This window comes from Olivibacter sp. EAT-5, assembly GCF_044784325.1.
GTDB classification, from domain to species: Bacteria; Bacteroidota; Bacteroidia; order Sphingobacteriales; family Sphingobacteriaceae; genus Olivibacter; species Olivibacter oleidegradans.
The window spans coordinates 2,801,134-2,817,424 of record NZ_CP173028.1 but is presented as its reverse complement, the minus strand read 5'-3'; the positions used below and the strand labels follow the sequence as shown (position 1 = coordinate 2,817,424).

Below are 16,291 nucleotides of genomic sequence, written 5' to 3'. Positions count from 1 at the left end.
GTTCAGGCCATTACTATGGCTTAAAAAAACACCACCAATTCAGGTACAAACGAACAAAAAAGTGCACACATGGCCTTTGTTCATTTTGTTCAGATTTTAGCCAAGAAACACTAATTCGTAGATAATTATTTTTCCCCGTGTATAAGAAGAGAGGCCTTCTTTTTTATTCAAGGAGCAAAGCCATTAGCTTTGCTTTTAGATTGTCAGGTGTATTACGAAGGCTATCAAAAATAGCTTCCGACCGGAGCTACACGTTCGACCCAAGCCCCCGAGCTTGCCTGAAGTACGTATTCACTCAGACCGACTTCGGGGCTGTCAGGAGCCCAATCATACGTATAACCTAAGCGAGTCCAAGGATAATGAAAATCAGCAGAACCGGAGAGGGTTCTATAATAAGCAAAAAGAATATAATTATTGAACCAAGTGTTATAAGTTTCTGAAACGTTATTACTTAATACTGCCCCTGCTGTCCGTGTAGCAACTCTCGGATCTCCAGCAGGTCGATACAGGCGTTCGGGGTTTACCCACATTTCCGCAATATGTGTGTTGCTTCTTTCGTTGGCTGGAGGCAGACCTAAGAGCTGACAGATACGCATGGTCGTATCACTGGTAGTCTGTAAGTCTTTGCCAATGCGCGCTTTCATTTGTTGAGGAATAAAGACCCAAGATTCGCCCCATACGTTCGTAATGGAATCTCCTACCGGGTAGCTGTTCGGATAGCGCATAAAGCTGGCTAATAAAACATAGTCTTTCCCATTGATTGTTTTCCATTGCAGCGCCGTGTTCTCTTTCGAAATTTGCCAAAGTGTGTCAATGACTTCCGAACTATCGGCTACCATTGCATCCAAAATAGCGTGTTGATAAAGTTGGGCCATTGTAAGTGACGGAACTTCCGGGGTCGGGTTGACGGGATCATCCTTTTTACATCCGCCAATGAAGATCAATATGAACAAGACACATAAAATTAAGCAGTTACGGTTAATTGTTAAAATACGCATAAAATTATTAAACGAATTAAGTTAAAAGAAGGCTAAAATATCTAATTCGGTTTATTTCCTATAATTCAGAACCTCAAGTTTCATCCTGACGATTTTCATCACTTAGCTGAGAATCACGCATATTTTGACAAGAAACGGCAGTGAAAGTCGAAAAATCATGATCTAAAGTCGCTTATTCATCTTGTTCATTTTCTTGAGCAATAAACGATCTAAACTACCGGAAAACCTGTAGAAAAAATAACTCATTTATGAGGATTGTAGAACCATACGGAATCAAGCAATTTTGTTAAGCTAATGTGTATTACAGAAAGAGTCCATAAAGTATTTTATTAGCCCTTTACCTGAACAAACAGAAACGTATTAAATAACAAGTTGGATTATGAAAAAGTTAATTGTTTGCTGTGCCCCCCTGATTTTTTTGTGTGTGGCCAGCGTGAAAGCGCAAAGTTTATTTGATAAAGTAGACCAAGCATTAAACAAAGTAGAAAAAGCATCTAACACAGCCGATAAAACAAAAGGAACCGGTGATAAAGTGTTAGGCTTTTTTAAGAAAAAGGAAAGTGCGGAAGAAGATTTTACGACCATTAATATTTCCGGTATTAACCTCACGAATCTTAAAAAGCTAAACGAGCAGGTTGAGACGTGCAAGGGAGTCGAAAGTACCAAGATGAAATTCAGTCCATCCGGCTCTGTGATCTTAGTAGACTACGAAGGATCGGCAGAGGATTTACTCACTGCCATTCAGGAGAAATCAAAAGACATTTTTACCGATGAGCACATTGAAGGTTTGGACGAACACTCGATCACGATTAACCTTAGTAAAGAAAAATAGTTGAATAGTAGAGTAGTTAAGTTGTTGAGTAGGGAAATAGTTAAGTTGTTGAGACGTTAATTGGTCAATGTGATAACTAGCCAATGAGCCAATGTGATAATTAGCCAATTAGCCAGTGTGACAATTAGCCGATGAGCCAATGTGACGATTATTCGTAAGTGTTTGCTTTTTCGGCACTCATGAGCTTCCTACGGTCGGTTTGCCGATGTGATAATGAGCCAATTGGCCAATGTGATGATGTGATAAGGGCTGTGCGACTGAAAGCTGATTACTGACAGCTGGCGAATGAGCCAATGTGATAATGGTTACCACATTAGCAGAGGCCCCTACCTAAAACCTATAACACAGAACTTATAACTGGCTAGGGTAATTCGGCACGCCCCTACGGCTTAGAGCCTATAGCTTACGGCCTTATAGTAGCAGAAGCCCTTACCTAAAACCTATAACATAGAACTTATAACTGGCTAGGGTAATTCGGCACGCCCCTACAGCTTAGAGCCTATAGCTTACGGTCTTATAGTAGTAGATGCCCTTACGTAAAACCTATAACACAGAACTTATAACTCCGAATAGCCGAAAGCCGATTTCTGACAGCTGATTACTGATAGCTAACAATCAACAGCGAACAATTAAGAATTGAGTAGGGCGTTGTGCGTTAACAACTACTTAACCATCGCCCTACTCAACCACTTAACAATACTATATTAATCCGTACTGAGCCAAAGCTGATTTCGTCGTTGCTACATCGACATGTTCAACACCCTGTATACCCAGTTGGCAAGCCGCCTCAATAAAGACCGGGCGATCGTCTAAATAGACGATTTCTTCAGGCTTTACCTGTGCCAGATCGATTGCAAGTTGATACATATCCATATCGGGTTTTCGCATATGCACAAAACAAGAAGAGGCAAAAACATCAATAAAACTCTTTAGGTCAAATTGCTGAATGCGGTAGTCGTTCAATTCCCTGCCTTCATTATTCACGGCGATGGTGAGAAGATGATGCTTCCGTTTTATGGTACGGATCAATTCGATCATCTCGGGATAAGGTTGCGACTTTTGCATCATAAATGCTTTAATATCCTCTCGTGTAAAATTGCGTGGTTTATAGAATATTAACAAAGTCAAATATTCGTCCAAAGTAGATTTACCTGACTCATAGGCGTCAAAGATGATACGATGTCTTCCATTCAGTTCCTCAAAATCAAGTCCGAATTTGATTGCTGCTTCTTTACGAGCTTCTGTATCCCAGCCATTTGTTAAAAACACTCCTCCTATATCCAGAAAGAGTGCTTTAATGGTGCTATTGTGTTCAGGCATTAGGAAACCACCTCCTTGCGTTTCTGTGCAAGCACGTCCATCAAGCTATCAAAAGGTTTAATAAATTTCTGAATCCCTTCTTCTTCCAGGTGTTGCGTAACGTCGGAAAGCTTAATGCCAACAATATCTTCCAATTTGTACAGCGTATAACGTGCGTGCTCAAGGTCATCTTTTAAGCGTGCTGCGGGGTTGCCATGATCGCGATAGGCATTCAAGGTTTCTTTTGGCAAGGTGTCTACTGTTTGTGGGCCGATAAGTGCTTCAACATACATTAGATCATCATAGGCTTTGTTTTTCACACTGGTGCTGGCCCATAGCAAACGCTGTGGTTTAGCACCCTTGGCTTCCAATTCCAGAAAACGATCAGACATAAAAAGTTCGTTATAAATACTATATGCCACTTTAGCACTTGCGATTGCGACCTGTCCTTTAATCTGCTTTGCCGCTGTAGCTTTACTCGGATCATTTTCAGCAACCTCGTCTAACATCGTATCTACCATTGTGTCGATGCGACTTAAAAAGAAACTTGCTACCGAGGTTACTTTTTCCAGGGGTTCTCCTCTTTCTGCCCGTTCTTCTAATCCTGCAATATAAGCTTCCGCTACTTCGCGATATCGGTCTAAACCAAAAAGTAGCGTTACGTTGATATTAATGCCTTCGCTTATCAACTGTTTAATGGCCGGCAAGCCTTCCTTTGTGCCGGGAATTTTAATCATCACATTCGGACGGTCAAGTGCTTTCCAGGACGATCGTGCCTCTGCAATAGAGCCTTCGGTATCCAATGCCAAACCGGGTGAAACCTCTAGACTTACGTAGCCATCCAGTCCTTTGGTCTGTTCGTAAACCCCCTTAAAAACATCAGCGGCATGCTGAACATCCTCAATAGCCATTTTGAGAAAAATTTCCTCATTCGACATATCCGTCTTTCCCAATTCACTGATGGTATCATTATAGTCTTCACTACGTGCAATCGCTTCTTCGAAAATTGCAGGGTTTGAGGTAACTCCTCTTAAATTGTCTTCGTCTATCAATTTCTTCAATTCACCGGATTGAATAAACGATCTTTTGATATAATCCAACCATATACTTTGGCCGAAATCAGGGATCTTTGCTAATGGATTTTTCATCTGATTAAATTAGACTTTTAGTGGCGATGAAGCTATCAGATTCATTCATACCCCTGTGTGGTTTGAATAAATCATGATGGTTTCATCTGATTAAATTAGACTTTTAGTGGCAATTCAGCTTGCATGAGCCGCGTTAATCACGCTCTTTTTTGAGCGGTAGCTCATGCAGGTTTCATTATAATAATTATTTATTTGTGTCTATTTCCAAAGGTATGCATGCTGCCTTCGGTGGCAAGAAGCCATCGGAAATCAGCTATCAGCTTTCGATTATCAGTCGCTCGAACCTTTCTCACAACTCACAACGGGCAACTCATAACTGATCACTCATCATTCATTCGTTCATCAATTATAATTCATCACTACTAAACTAATTCCCTACTCAACGTTTCAACAACTTAAGGGCTCGCTCGTAAACATGCTTGGCAGTAAAACCAAAATGTGTCATCACCGCTTTGCCTTCACCCGATTCACCGAAGGTATCGATGCCTATTACATCTCCGTCTGCACCAACATACTGATACCATAGTGGCGTCACACCTGCTTCCACGGCTAACCGTTTGGCCACATGAGGTGGCAGAACCTGCTCACGATAGGCCTGATCCTGTTGATTAAACAGTTCAAAGGAAGGCATACTGACAACCCTGGCGCCAATGCCTTCCTTCGTCAGTTGCTCTTGCGCTTCTAAAACGAGTTGCACCTCCGACCCCGTGGCTATAAGAATAATATCAGGGGTACCATCGGTGTCACTTAAGACATAGCCGCCTTTGCTTAAATTATCGCCGGAAGCGTAACGCTGCTGATCGATAACCGGTAACTTCTGTCGCGACAAGATGAGTGCTACCGGCCCCTTTAGTCGACTCATAGCAACTTTCCAGGCCGCTATCGTCTCAAAAGCGTCTGCCGGCCGTATGACCGTCAAGTTGGGGATTAACCGCAAAGCCGAAACATGTTCAACCGACTGATGCGTAGGGCCATCCTCACCTAAGGCAACACTATCATGCGTAAATATATAGGTGACCGGTGCTTTCGTTAAGGCTGCCAAACGAATGGCTCCTCGCATATAATCCGAAAATGTCAAAAAGGTACCGCCATAGACACGCGTACCCCCGTAAGAGGCCATACCATTTAATATTGCGCCCATACCGTGTTCGCGGACACCAAACCAAATGTTGCGTAAGTCGTAATGTCCCGGCTGGAAACTTTCATCTCCTTTAACAGGCGTATTGTTCGAACTTGCTAAATCCGCTGAGCCGCCAATCAACCAGCTTATGTTTTGGCGCAATACTTCCAATACCTTTCCCGAAGCCTCTCTGGTTGCTAGCGCATCCGCGGCATTGAAAGTAGGCATCCCATTATCCCAGCCCGCTGGCAATTCACCTTCAAAGCTAATTTCAAGGTCCTTCGCTTCTGCTTCAAAAACTACTTTATAAGATGTAAATTGCTCGTTCCATGCCTGTTGCAATTCAGCTCCTTTTTGTCCTCGGCCCAAAAGGTAATCGCTCACTTCTTCCGGTATAAAAAAGTTTTTCTCCGGGTCCCATCCGAAAAACTCCTTCGTTTTCTTTAGATTTTCGATACCCAGTGGATTGCCATGTACCTTATTCGTTCCCTGTTGCGGACTGCCATAACCGATAATCGTTTTAACGGATATTAAAGAGGGTTTTTCGGTTTCAGCCTGCGCTGCTAAAATGGCCTGCTCAATGGCATCCAGATCATTGCCATCCTCTACCGTTAAGGTTTGCCAGCCATAAGCCCTAAAGCGTGCAGGCACATCCTCTGTAAAGGCCAAGCTGGTCGGCCCATCGAGGGAAATCGCATTATCATCATATAAATAAATAAGCTTGCCCAACTTGAGGTGTCCTGCTAAAGATGCCGCCTCTGAAGCGACCCCTTCCATTAAATCGCCGTCGCTAACAATCGCATAGGTATAATGATCTATTAAATCGTAGCTCTCTTTATTGTATTTCGTCGCTAAAAACCGCTCAGCAATAGCGATTCCAACGCCATTTCCAAACCCCTGCCCTAGCGGACCGGTAGTCACCTCAATTCCCGGAGTCAACACCGATTCCGGATGGCCGGGTGTTTTTGATCCCAGTTGCCGAAAGTGTTGCAGTTCAGTCAGCGGCAGATCATATCCGTATAAATGCAATAAACTGTACAATAATGCCGAGCCGTGGCCGGCAGAAAGAATGAAGCGGTCGCGATTCGGCCATTTAGGATCTTTCGGATTAAACCGCAGAAAACGATTCCATAAAACATATGCCATGGGCGCGGCTCCCAGCGGAAGCCCGGGATGGCCCGAATTTGCCTGTTGCACCATATCGGTCGCCAGGAAACGGATGGTGTTAACACTCAGTCCGTCTAAGGGGTTACTGTTTTCTTTAGTCATGGATAACTTTTTATGATCATTCAATTTGGACCCACCTTTGTATGTTCAGCTTTTGCTAGAACTATAACAAATTTAAGCAGCTTCGGTGTTGGATTTTTCTATATAACGTAATAATTGACTGATTGATTCTAATCATAAAGTCATAATTGTTTTAATTCAAATTCAGAAAACAGTGCTTACGCTTCACAAATTTTCGGCATTTAATTTGTAATGATTTCGGCATCCAGCTCTTGGGCTATTATAGAAATAGTCTATATTTACAAACCAGTTCAAAGAAATTAGGTTAAATAATGGGAGACTCCTTTACAAATGCGGCGTACAACCCTTTTGGGAATGATGCCGACTTTTTGTTGCACAATTTGGTTTACGACTCAGCGGTGGCTATTTATGCCTGTAATACCGAAGGCACCATTATTTTTTATAATACTGCTGCAGCCACCCTTTGGGGCCGAACGCCCAACCTGCAAAAAGACCGTTGGAGTGGTGCTTACAAGGTCTATAGCCCCGATGGGAAGAAACTGGCTGAAGAAGAATTTCCGACTGCTTTAACGGCTAAGGGTCTAAATCGCACCGATCAATCCGAAGTAATCATTGAACGACCTGACGGGACAAACCGAAAACTCTTGGTGTTTCCCAAGGTGCTTTATAACGCCGCTGGTGAAATTACCGGCACTCACGCTACACTAGTTGACATCAGTGACCGTACCCCCTTGGAAGAGCGGCAAGCTTTCCTTTCATCCATTGTCGAATCATCGGATGATGCTATTGTCAGTAAAGACCTTCAGGGTATTATTACTAGTTGGAACATTGGTGCCGAGCGACTTTTCGGCTATACAGCGGAAGAAGTAATGGGGAAATCCATTACCATTTTAATCCCCAAACCGCGCTTAAGTGAGGAAGATTATATTTTAGGGCAGGTCCGTAAAGGAGAAAAAGTTGACCATTATCAAACGGTACGACTCAATAAATACGGAAAGGAAATACTTATATCGCTCACCGTGTCCCCGATTAGAGACAAGCAAGGTAAAATTATAGGTGCATCCAAAATCGCCCGGGATATATCGGAAGAAGTGAAGGTACAAAATGCTATCTATCAGTACACGCGGGATTTGGAAACCCTCAATTCTATCAGCCGGGCTATCTCTTCGAAATTGGATGTACAGAGCACTTTACAGCAAGTGACAGATGCGAGTAAAGAAGTGACCGGCGCAGCCTTTGGTGCATTTTTTTACCATTTAGTTGAGGTAGATGGAACAATAAAAACCCGATTTACCGTATCGGGTTATCCAGCCGAAGCACTTAAGCATTTGGAAATGCCGCGCGACACACCCCTGCTTCACCCAACCTTCAACGGCAATGAGATTGTACGATCCGACGACATCAGAAAAGATTCCCGTTACGGTCAAAATTACCCTTACTACGGAATGCCGCATGGTCATCTTCCCGTCGTGAGTTATTTGGCGGCTCCCGTTGTTTCTGCCAAAGGGGTCGTAATGGGCGGACTGTTTTTAGGACATCCGGAGCCCGGCAAGTTCAATGTACACCATGAAAGCTTGATCAGTAACATCACAGCCCAAGCAGCCATCGCCCTCGACAATTCCAGGTTATTCGAAGAGGTCAAGGCCTTAAGCGCAAAGAAAGATGAGTTTATCGCATTAGCCAGTCATGAGCTTAAAACACCACTTACAAGCGTTTACGGCTATCTGCAATTGTTGGAAAAGAAACCCGACAGTAAAATGGCGTCTCTGTTTGTTGATAAAAGCGTAAAACAATTAGACAAACTAAACAAATTGGTGTCCGAATTATTGGATATTTCCAAAATCGAAGCTGGTAAGCTTCAGTTTAATACCGAACTGTTCGATCTTGGCGAGCTGGTCCAAGAAACCGTAGAGTCTTTTCGCTTTTCCGTCAATAGCCACGATATTTCGTTGAACCGCCCCGCATACCCGATTACCATTAAAGCCGATAAACAACGAATCGAACAGGTTATCGTTAACCTCTTAAGCAATGCCGTTAAGTATTCACCGAACGCCAATGAGGTTTTTGTCCAATACGAAAAGAAAGAAACCGTTGCTACCATCAGCATCCGAGACGAAGGCATGGGATTGACGTCTTCTCAACAACAACAAGTCTTTACCCGATTTTATCGTGCCGATAATACTTCGGGTATAGCAGGGTTAGGAATCGGGCTTTATCTTTCCCGGGAGATCATTGAACGACACGATGGTAGAATCAACGTTGTTAGCGAATACGGGAAAGGCAGTGAATTCGTTATTACACTTCCATTACCGAAAACACCTTAAACCCTCCTCGGCCTTTAACAGGTCCATATTTGGTCGTATGAAGCTATGCCTCGGTTACCCTCATACCCATGCATTTTTTTGGCAAGGTTTTTTCTACGTCCTAATAAACAGATATTATCCTAGTATAATCCACTCGTCCGATCCCACTATTGCGGAATCATAATGTCCATTTCGGGGGCATTATCGATACGGCATGATATTATCATAGTTAAATCCAATAGTTTAACTAAAAGAGAATCAGCTATGTTTTTTCACGACAGAAGATTACAGTACAAGGTTCGGGTTGATAAGCCCAACCCGCAATTCGCGCGTTTGTTACAACAGGCAATCGGCGGTATCGAAGGAGAAATTAGAGTATGTCTACAGTATCTTTTCCAAGCTTGGGGCAACCGGGGGCCGGCAAAATACAGAAACATGCTTTTGGAGACGGGAACGGAAGAAATTTCGCACATCGAGATGTTGTGTACGGCCGTTGCCTTAAACTTGGAGGGAGCGAAAGGCTCTATTATTGACGAAGTGGTGTCGTCCAATCCGGTAACAGATCATGGGGGGAATGGACCCTCGCCACTACCTTTCTGCCGGTTTAGCGGCTATGGCTGCCGATGCCAACGGTGTACCGTTTAACGGCTCTTGGGTGGTAGCAAGTGGTAACCTAGCAGCAGACATGCACGCAAATGTCATGGCGGAAGCTACCGGGCGTACCTTAGCCACGCGTTTATGGGAATCAACTACCGATCCAGGCATGAAAGACATGCTAGCCTTTTTGATTGCGCGTGATACCATGCATCAAAATCAGTGGCTAGCCGTTCTCGAGGAATTAGGTGGCCCAAGCGCGCATCCTATTCCGAATAGCTTTCCGCAGGAAGAAGAAGTTAGCTCCGTTGCCTACTCCTTTATTTCTACTAATATTAATATGCCCGAAAAACCGATTGCTCGATGGACCGATGGAACCTCCATTGACGGCAAAGGCGTTTTTACCTACGAGCATGGCACACCCATGGGCGAGGAACCTATGCTAGCTCCCCCCATTAGAGAAGGTTATGCCCAAGCTGAACAAATGATAAACAAAAAAGATAATATATGAAATTTATCAGTAGACGCGTTCACGCTATGTTAGACTATATAGTGGGAATCTTATTAATTCTTGCTCCCACCTTACTGGGTTTTTCCCATATCCCGGGGGCAAAGTACAGTGCTATCATTGCCGGTGTTTTAGTATTGGGTATGGCTTTACTTACCCGACATGAAGGCGGAGTTGCCAAGGTTATTCCGATGTCAACGCATTTGGTAATGGATGTCATCTTGGGCATATTATTGGCCTTATCGCCTTGGCTGCTTAATTTCAGTGATCAGGTATTTTTGCCTCATCTCATCGTCGGTGTATTCTCCATTATTGCCGGCCTCTGCACCGTGCCCGCCAGTCAACATGGTGTGGCCCAGGGCGGCGTCTTAAGTTAAACTAGCAGGCTGCCTCCCATAAAAGGCAGCCTGCTTTTTGAATCTACGAAATTCACTCATGTGAACAAAAAATTGAAATATTATGCTAGTAAGAATCTTCCCCCGAATACTGCACGCCGTATTAGATTATGGCGCTGCCTTACTGCTAATAGCTGCCCCCTTTCTTTTCCATTTTAGCGAGGAGCGACCGGCTACTATGCTGAGTATGTTGTTTGGTGTAATGATTTTAGGTATGTCCTTGTTAACAAACTATGAAGGAGGTGTACGGAAAACCATTCCCATGGACATACATCTATATGCCGACATCTTCGGAGGCGCTTACTTGGCCTTATCGCCGTGGTTATATTTATTTTCAGAAACTACCTATGCTTTTCATCTGCTGATGGGTATCGGATTATGCATCTCCGGCTTAATTACCGTTCGCGAGTCGCAACGGATTGTTATGCCAAAACCAGGTGATCAACATATATATACTTCAAAAAAACAACGGAAAAGAAATGTTAGCATTAATGGATAATTTTCCATCGCATGTGGTGGCTTATCGGGCGCAAGGAAAAGTTAACGGCGAAGAATACAAAGAAATTGTAGTGCAGCGTATCGCCGAGGTTGCGAAAGCTTATCCTCAAATCAATTTTATTGTATTGCTAGAAACGGGTTTTGAAGATTACAGTCTTCAGGCCCTTTTAGAATATATTAAAGTCAGTTTTGAACACTTTAGCAAATGGAATCGAATGGCCATCGTATCCGATCAGCAGTGGGTTCGCAAAATCTACGATATACTCAGCCCCTTGGTACACGGTGAAATCCGGACTTATCGACTGGAAGATCAGCAAATAGCCTGTGAATGGGTTTCAGCGCCATTGCCCGCTTAGTTTTAGTCCACAAATCTACCATGTTTTGGTATGGCGATTTTATCAAATTCTGTTATCAAACGACTCAAACCCATGGTTAAATCCTTTCCCTCCATTGCCTCACCATGTCCGGCAATTAAGAGAGCAGGCCTTAGCTGTTGTAGCTTTACGGCTGAATCATAGGCTGCTTTCCAGTTAGTCGTCAAATATCGCGGTGGCCCATTAATCTCCTTTTTTTGCATCAACACCTTATAGAGTGCATCTTGCCTTACCGTCACAATGGCATCGGCAGACAATAAAAGACGATCTCCTTCTCGGAACAAAGCTATTTGACCCGGAGCGTGTCCCGGTACGTGTATCCATTGCCAATCCGATAAAAAAGGTACTTGGCCGTCTTCCGGTAAAGGGAACAGTCGTTCCTTAATATCGATCGATTCATGTGGATAAATGGCCGCCAATTTCGCCAACATACCCCCTTCCACTGAAGTATCCGGCTCTGGATAGTCCTGTAGCCCTGTTAAGTAAGGGAATTCCAAGGGATGCGCAAAAACCGGCACATCGGGCCAATGGGTCAATAAGTCGACTACATTTCCCACATGATCAAAATGCCCATGGGTCAACACGATAGCTGCCGGAGGATGTTCGTCAAAACGAGATCGAGCCACCGCTATCATTTCGTCTGCACACTTCGGCATACCGGTATCCACCAAAACCCATCCTTCTTTTCCAACTTCACCAATCATGACGATATTAACAATTTGATTGGTATAGTAAAACACATCCTTGGTAACTTCTTGTCCGCTATTGCTATTGACCGATGTCATCGGTATAAATTTATTATCACTGTTCTTTTTCATCATGTACTTTAATTTTTTTAAGCGAAAGAAGGAGCACTTGGCGGTGCTCCTCCGACTTGAAGAATTAGAAAGAAATTAGGGATTAATTTGAGTATTCAAAGCTTTCGCATCTTCCAAATGCGCTTCAAGGGTTGGCAATTTTTCGTTCGCCCAAGTCCTCAAAGCACTGTTCGGTACACCGCTCTGACTCGCTGCCTCGGAAAATAACAAAACCGCATCTTCGTGCGATTTCACCATGATCTGCGCAAAAGCTTTGTCAAAAGCTTCTCCCGTAAGTGGTGTCAGCTGGTCTAGGTTCGCCTTTTCCTTCGCTGCAAGTTCCATGGGCACCGTAAAGCCCTGCGTCTCCGCTATCGCTTTCAACTCTTCACCCGCTTTCCCGTGATCGTTCACCATAAGCTCTCCGTAACTTCGCACGGCTTCAGCACTTCCTTTTTCAACGGCCTGCGCTCCTGCCATAATTTCAAACTGATTGCTGCTCGCAGCCGTCGAAACAAAAGTTTGGTTATCCATCATCACCGGGTTGGTGTCATCATCATCACTGCACGATAAGACGAAATGGCTTATCGTCAAATACACAAACGCAAAAATCAAATACTTTTTCATAGGCAAATTTTATTTATATCAGAAGTATACGCATGATCCATGCCTCGAATCTTCATTTTTATCGTTTAATTGAATAATACGGAAATCAGTATCGTATCCTATTCCAGCCTGATACGATTCGGTCACCCCATTTCCCGGCAAGGTTTTCTCTATGTCCTAAAATTACCATAGCGATGCCTTTTAAATTTTAGTATTCGCATACGAATCGCCTGAATCGGTGTAATGGCGATCACAACTTAATGTATCAGTAATTCAATCACGGGATTCGTTGGATCGGCTATGACACGAGCGCGCCCTCCAATTGGAATGGTTATCATTGGAAGGGTATGGCCAAAATCGATATTGGCAATAACCGGAATACCGTCGAGTTGCTTTTTTGTCTTGATAATTTTCGTAAGAATCTCTTTGGTCATCATCGAGTTCTGTTTAAACCGACCAATAGCGAGCGCTTTTACCCCACTAAAGCTAGGTTGATTGAGAAGCGCTTGCAACTGGTTTTGAACGTTTTTATAATCTTCCGGACCGTTGTCTTCCAAAAAAAAGATACTGTCACTTGTATCAGGCAGATACTCGCTGCCCTGTAAAAAGTTAAAAGTTAAGAAATTCCCTCCCAGAATTTTCCCTTCCACATCTCCTTCATTAATTACCCAATAACCGGGATTATCCAACTGTTCATGTTCCCATATAGAATTATAGTAAAATAGCGAAGGGCTAAGGCTTATCGGCTTATCGTCAAAAAGACATGCGCGAAAATAATCGAGAGAGAAACCAAGATCTTCTCCCGCACTCAACATATTGAAATGAGGGCCGTAGTAGGTCACTACATCGGTTTTAGCATAGACGGCGTTTATTAGAGCCGTGATATCTGACAAACCACAAAGAATTTTAGGGTTGTCTTTTAACAATTTATAATCTATATAGGGCAATAACTGGTTAGATGTTGTTCCTCCGGATACCGCTAAAATTGCCTTCACCGATTTATCTTCGTAAGCTCGATGTAGATCCGCTAAGCGATTGTCTATGGTTGTTGATCCAAACTCATCTATTTCATGGACGTGATCTCCAAAGCTTACCGTTAAACCTAATTCCTCTAACCTCTTCACGCCCCGAATACGCATCTCTTGCGTTAATTTGGGCATTAAGCTCTGTGCAGGGGCGATGATTTGGATGTGATCACCGGGTCTTAATTTGTCTACGATCATTCGTTGCTTTTCCTTTTTATATACAAGAATCTCTCCAAGCAAAAGCATGATTGACAGGTCTTGCGAGCATATGCAAGCCCTTAATCAAACCGTATTGAACAACTATGTAGGGACCTGTGTTGATTAGCTTCATCAGGCTATTCCTTTGGCGGCGTCGACCATATGACACATGCATCTTCTATGCTATAGTAGTGTAAGTTTTTCAGTACCATATAAAAATCATTCCAAATGCACACTATATCATCAACACGTTCATTCATCCCGACGGTGCCTACATGCGTGGAACGTTATCGCACTAAAAAACACCAATCTTTTTTGAGTTATATCTTTTTAAGGATACCGGCACTATTCTGATGCACCATTGAATAGTATAGATTTTAATTTCAATGGGGATGGATATATGGATAATATAATGGGTCGGCAAAGGGTTTATATCACGCACGTGATGCCCACTATCGATAATGGTACCTATCCCTCAAAAGCAGTGATAAATGATGAAACTTCCTTTACCGCTGATCTTTTTGCTGACGGACACGACCAAGTATCTGCAAGCCTTTTCATAAAGGCGCAGCATGCAAACGAGTGGCAGGAGGTTGCCATGCAGCATGTGATCAATGATCATTGGGCAGCAACCTTCCGCTTTCCCGCGATAGGTGTTTACTTTTTCTGTATAAGAGCTTGGGTCAATCACTATGCTTCCTGGATCAATGGCTTGCAAAAGAAGGTAGAGGCCGAACAAGATGTTTACGTTGATTTGCTAATCGGCGCAAATCTGCTCGAAGAGGCCACAACCGAACTTCCTTTATTGCTCCCCGAACTGCAAAAGTGGGGAGCGGTTTTGCGACAAGGCGCAATAGAAAAGGATTTACTAAAGACATTAAAGGAGGAGACATTACCCATTATGCGGCAGTACCGCTTAGAGCCCTTTACTTCTATCACCCAAGTTTACAAAATTGAGGCAGAACGTCAAAAGGCTGGTTTTAGCACCTGGTATGAGCTTTTTCCACGATCCACCGCTGAGATACCGGGACAACATGGAAGCTTCCAAGACGTCAAGCGGCTATTACCGAGAATCGCAAAAATGGGCTTTGACGTGCTTTACCTCCCTCCTATTCATCCCATCGGTGAAGTGAAAAGAAAAGGAAAGAACAACGCACTTATCGCTAATCCGGAAGAACCCGGGTCACCTTGGGCAATCGGTAATCGACATGGCGGACATAAAGCGATTCATCCGCAACTGGGCAGCTTAGAAGACTTCCAGGAACTAATCATATCAGCCAAGAAATATGATATCGAAATAGCCATGGATATCGCTTTTCAATGCGCCCCCGATCATCCCTATGTGCAGCTCCATCCCAACTGGTTTAAATGGCGACCTGATGGATCCATCCAATACGCTGAGAACCCACCAAAACGCTATGAGGACATCCTACCTTTCGATTTTGAGACATCCGACTGGCAAAATCTATGGAGCGAACTAAAGAGTGTCCTATCCTACTGGATTGCTATCGGGATTAGCATTTTCCGTATTGATAATCCGCACACCAAAGCACTCGCCTTTTGGGAATGGGTGATACCGGAAATTCGGAAAGACCACCCGGCAACTATCTTCCTAGCAGAGGCTTTCACCCGACCACGCATTATGGAGCAATTGGCAAAAGGAGGCTTCAATCAGTCGTATACTTATTTTACCTGGCGAAACACCAAATGGGAGCTCGAAACATACCTGTATGAGCTCACAAAAACTGATATGCGATACTACTTTAGGCCATGTTTTTGGCCTAATACGCCCGACATTTTACCCCCCATGCTAAGTGAGGGTGGAGAAAATGCCCATATCATGCGTGCCATCCTCGCAGCAACGCTTTCTGCCAATTATGGCATTTACGGCCCGGTTTACGAATTTGGTCTCAATGAAGCGCATCCGGGAAAAGAAGAATACACAAACAATGAGAAGTATGAGATAAAGCATTGGGACTGGAACGCACATACGCGGATAGGCGAAATCATTGCACGACTTAACCGGATCCGGAAACTGCACCCCGCATTACAAAACACGTATAATATTGAGTTTGCGGAGGTACAAAATGACCAGTTGATCTGTTATGTAAAAACGGATCAACGCAAGCAGGACCGGTTAATTATTGCCGTGAACCTTGATCTTTTCAATAGCCAGGGAGCCTTCGTTAAGATTCCATTATCGGCCCTTCATTTAGATGCTGATAAGCCCTATCATTTATTCGATCTGCTAAGCGGAGACAAGTATGAATGGTTTGGCGAATGGAATTATATAGAACTGAATCCTTACCTCATGCCTGCCCATATTTTTTATGTAACTCAATAAATTG

Annotated in this window: 15 protein-coding genes; 8 read left to right on the top strand and 7 right to left on the bottom strand. The window is 43.6% G+C overall.

Going from position 1 to position 16,291, the window contains the following annotated elements:
* Nucleotides 1–224: 224 nt before the first annotated feature.
* A complete protein-coding gene (locus ACH11B_RS11575; RefSeq protein ID WP_013665472.1) occupies nucleotides 225–998 on the bottom strand; it encodes a hypothetical protein in 774 nt (257 codons plus the stop codon).
* A gap of 379 nt (nucleotides 999–1,377) precedes the next feature.
* Here ACH11B_RS11575 and ACH11B_RS11570 point away from each other — a divergent pair, with 379 nt between their 5' ends.
* A complete protein-coding gene (locus ACH11B_RS11570) occupies nucleotides 1,378–1,830 on the top strand; it encodes a hypothetical protein (protein WP_130856360.1) in 453 nt (150 codons plus the stop codon).
* A 699-nt stretch (nucleotides 1,831–2,529) separates the two neighbouring features.
* Here the strand turns inward: ACH11B_RS11570 and ACH11B_RS11565 are convergent.
* The 3 genes from ACH11B_RS11565 to tkt all read right to left on the bottom strand — a co-directional run bounded on the left by ACH11B_RS11565 (nucleotide 2,530) and on the right by tkt (nucleotide 6,666).
* Nucleotides 2,530–3,150: an HAD-IA family hydrolase gene (locus ACH11B_RS11565; protein WP_130856359.1), complete on the bottom strand. Its 621-nt coding sequence runs from the start codon at nucleotides 3,148–3,150 to the stop codon at nucleotides 2,530–2,532.
* Nucleotides 3,150–4,277 carry a transaldolase gene (tal, locus tag ACH11B_RS11560; protein ID WP_377612674.1) on the bottom strand — a complete coding sequence of 376 codons (1,128 nt, stop codon included), beginning with the start codon at nucleotides 4,275–4,277 and terminating at the stop codon, nucleotides 3,150–3,152. The genes ACH11B_RS11565 and tal overlap by 1 nt, the downstream gene beginning before the upstream one ends.
* 379 nt (nucleotides 4,278–4,656) lie before the next feature.
* Nucleotides 4,657–6,666 carry a transketolase gene (tkt, locus tag ACH11B_RS11555; RefSeq protein ID WP_377612676.1) on the bottom strand — a complete coding sequence of 670 codons (2,010 nt, stop codon included), beginning with the start codon at nucleotides 6,664–6,666 and terminating at the stop codon, nucleotides 4,657–4,659.
* 290 nt (nucleotides 6,667–6,956) lie between these two features.
* On the opposite strand from tkt, the gene ACH11B_RS11550 reads away from it, so the two are divergent.
* The 6 genes from ACH11B_RS11550 (at nucleotide 6,957) to ACH11B_RS11525 (ending at nucleotide 11,299) form a co-directional block, all read left to right on the top strand.
* The gene (locus ACH11B_RS11550; protein WP_377612678.1) at nucleotides 6,957–8,969 is read left to right on the top strand and encodes a PAS domain S-box protein; all 2,013 of its coding nucleotides are present in this window, start codon (nucleotides 6,957–6,959) and stop codon (nucleotides 8,967–8,969) included.
* Nucleotides 8,970–9,212: 243 nt separating this feature from the next.
* The gene (locus ACH11B_RS11545; protein ID WP_377612680.1) at nucleotides 9,213–9,593 is read left to right on the top strand and encodes a manganese catalase family protein; all 381 of its coding nucleotides are present in this window, start codon (nucleotides 9,213–9,215) and stop codon (nucleotides 9,591–9,593) included.
* Nucleotides 9,523–10,053 carry a manganese catalase family protein gene (locus ACH11B_RS11540; protein WP_377612682.1) on the top strand — a complete coding sequence of 177 codons (531 nt, stop codon included), beginning with the start codon at nucleotides 9,523–9,525 and terminating at the stop codon, nucleotides 10,051–10,053. Before ACH11B_RS11545 ends, ACH11B_RS11540 begins: the two co-directional genes overlap by 71 nt.
* Nucleotides 10,050–10,427 (top strand): SPW repeat protein, encoded by a 378-nt coding sequence (locus ACH11B_RS11535; RefSeq protein WP_377612684.1) that lies wholly within the window; start codon nucleotides 10,050–10,052, stop codon nucleotides 10,425–10,427. Before ACH11B_RS11540 ends, ACH11B_RS11535 begins: the two co-directional genes overlap by 4 nt.
* An 82-nt stretch (nucleotides 10,428–10,509) precedes the next feature.
* Nucleotides 10,510–10,944 (top strand): hypothetical protein, encoded by a 435-nt coding sequence (locus tag ACH11B_RS11530; RefSeq protein WP_377612686.1) that lies wholly within the window; start codon nucleotides 10,510–10,512, stop codon nucleotides 10,942–10,944.
* Nucleotides 10,925–11,299, top strand: a complete 375-nt coding sequence (locus ACH11B_RS11525; RefSeq protein WP_377612688.1) for an STAS/SEC14 domain-containing protein — start codon at nucleotides 10,925–10,927, stop codon at nucleotides 11,297–11,299. The genes ACH11B_RS11530 and ACH11B_RS11525 overlap by 20 nt, the downstream gene beginning before the upstream one ends.
* Before the next feature lie 2 nt (nucleotides 11,300–11,301).
* Here the strand turns inward: ACH11B_RS11525 and ACH11B_RS11520 are convergent, their stop codons facing one another.
* The 3 genes from ACH11B_RS11520 to ACH11B_RS11510 form a co-directional block, all read right to left on the bottom strand.
* Nucleotides 11,302–12,138 carry an MBL fold metallo-hydrolase gene (locus tag ACH11B_RS11520; protein WP_377612690.1) on the bottom strand — a complete coding sequence of 279 codons (837 nt, stop codon included), beginning with the start codon at nucleotides 12,136–12,138 and terminating at the stop codon, nucleotides 11,302–11,304.
* A gap of 72 nt (nucleotides 12,139–12,210) precedes the next feature.
* A complete protein-coding gene (locus ACH11B_RS11515) occupies nucleotides 12,211–12,741 on the bottom strand; it encodes a DUF4142 domain-containing protein (RefSeq protein ID WP_377612692.1) in 531 nt (176 codons plus the stop codon).
* Between the two features lie 236 nt (nucleotides 12,742–12,977).
* Complete coding sequence (locus ACH11B_RS11510; RefSeq protein WP_130856350.1) at nucleotides 12,978–13,991, bottom strand: LD-carboxypeptidase; 1,014 nt, start codon at nucleotides 13,989–13,991, stop codon at nucleotides 12,978–12,980.
* 352 nt (nucleotides 13,992–14,343) lie between these two features.
* On the opposite strand from ACH11B_RS11510, the gene ACH11B_RS11505 reads away from it, so the two are divergent.
* Nucleotides 14,344–16,287 (top strand): alpha-1,4-glucan--maltose-1-phosphate maltosyltransferase, encoded by a 1,944-nt coding sequence (locus tag ACH11B_RS11505; protein WP_377612694.1) that lies wholly within the window; start codon nucleotides 14,344–14,346, stop codon nucleotides 16,285–16,287.
* Nucleotides 16,288–16,291: the final 4 nt, after the last annotated feature.

Bases quoted from the DNA above. Each gene is read 5' to 3' on its own strand.
- ACH11B_RS11575 (WP_013665472.1), bottom strand. From the start codon at position 998: ATGCGTATTTTAACAATTAACCGTAACTGCTTAATTTTATGTGTCTTG.
- ACH11B_RS11535 (WP_377612684.1), top strand. From the start codon at position 10,050: ATGAAATTTATCAGTAGACGCGTTCACGCTATGTTAGACTATATAGTG.
- tkt (WP_377612676.1), bottom strand. From the start codon at position 6,666: ATGACTAAAGAAAACAGTAACCCCTTAGACGGACTGAGTGTTAACACC.
- ACH11B_RS11520 (WP_377612690.1), bottom strand. From the start codon at position 12,138: ATGATGAAAAAGAACAGTGATAATAAATTTATACCGATGACATCGGTC.
- ACH11B_RS11515 (WP_377612692.1), bottom strand. From the start codon at position 12,741: ATGAAAAAGTATTTGATTTTTGCGTTTGTGTATTTGACGATAAGCCAT.
- ACH11B_RS11545 (WP_377612680.1), top strand. From the start codon at position 9,213: ATGTTTTTTCACGACAGAAGATTACAGTACAAGGTTCGGGTTGATAAG.
- ACH11B_RS11530 (WP_377612686.1), top strand. From the start codon at position 10,510: ATGCTAGTAAGAATCTTCCCCCGAATACTGCACGCCGTATTAGATTAT.
- ACH11B_RS11550 (WP_377612678.1), top strand. From the start codon at position 6,957: ATGGGAGACTCCTTTACAAATGCGGCGTACAACCCTTTTGGGAATGAT.
- ACH11B_RS11570 (WP_130856360.1), top strand. From the start codon at position 1,378: ATGAAAAAGTTAATTGTTTGCTGTGCCCCCCTGATTTTTTTGTGTGTG.
- ACH11B_RS11540 (WP_377612682.1), top strand. From the start codon at position 9,523: ATGGACCCTCGCCACTACCTTTCTGCCGGTTTAGCGGCTATGGCTGCC.
- ACH11B_RS11505 (WP_377612694.1), top strand. From the start codon at position 14,344: ATGGATAATATAATGGGTCGGCAAAGGGTTTATATCACGCACGTGATG.
- ACH11B_RS11510 (WP_130856350.1), bottom strand. From the start codon at position 13,991: ATGCTTTTGCTTGGAGAGATTCTTGTATATAAAAAGGAAAAGCAACGA.
- ACH11B_RS11525 (WP_377612688.1), top strand. From the start codon at position 10,925: ATGTTAGCATTAATGGATAATTTTCCATCGCATGTGGTGGCTTATCGG.
- ACH11B_RS11565 (WP_130856359.1), bottom strand. From the start codon at position 3,150: ATGCCTGAACACAATAGCACCATTAAAGCACTCTTTCTGGATATAGGA.
- tal (WP_377612674.1), bottom strand. From the start codon at position 4,277: ATGAAAAATCCATTAGCAAAGATCCCTGATTTCGGCCAAAGTATATGG.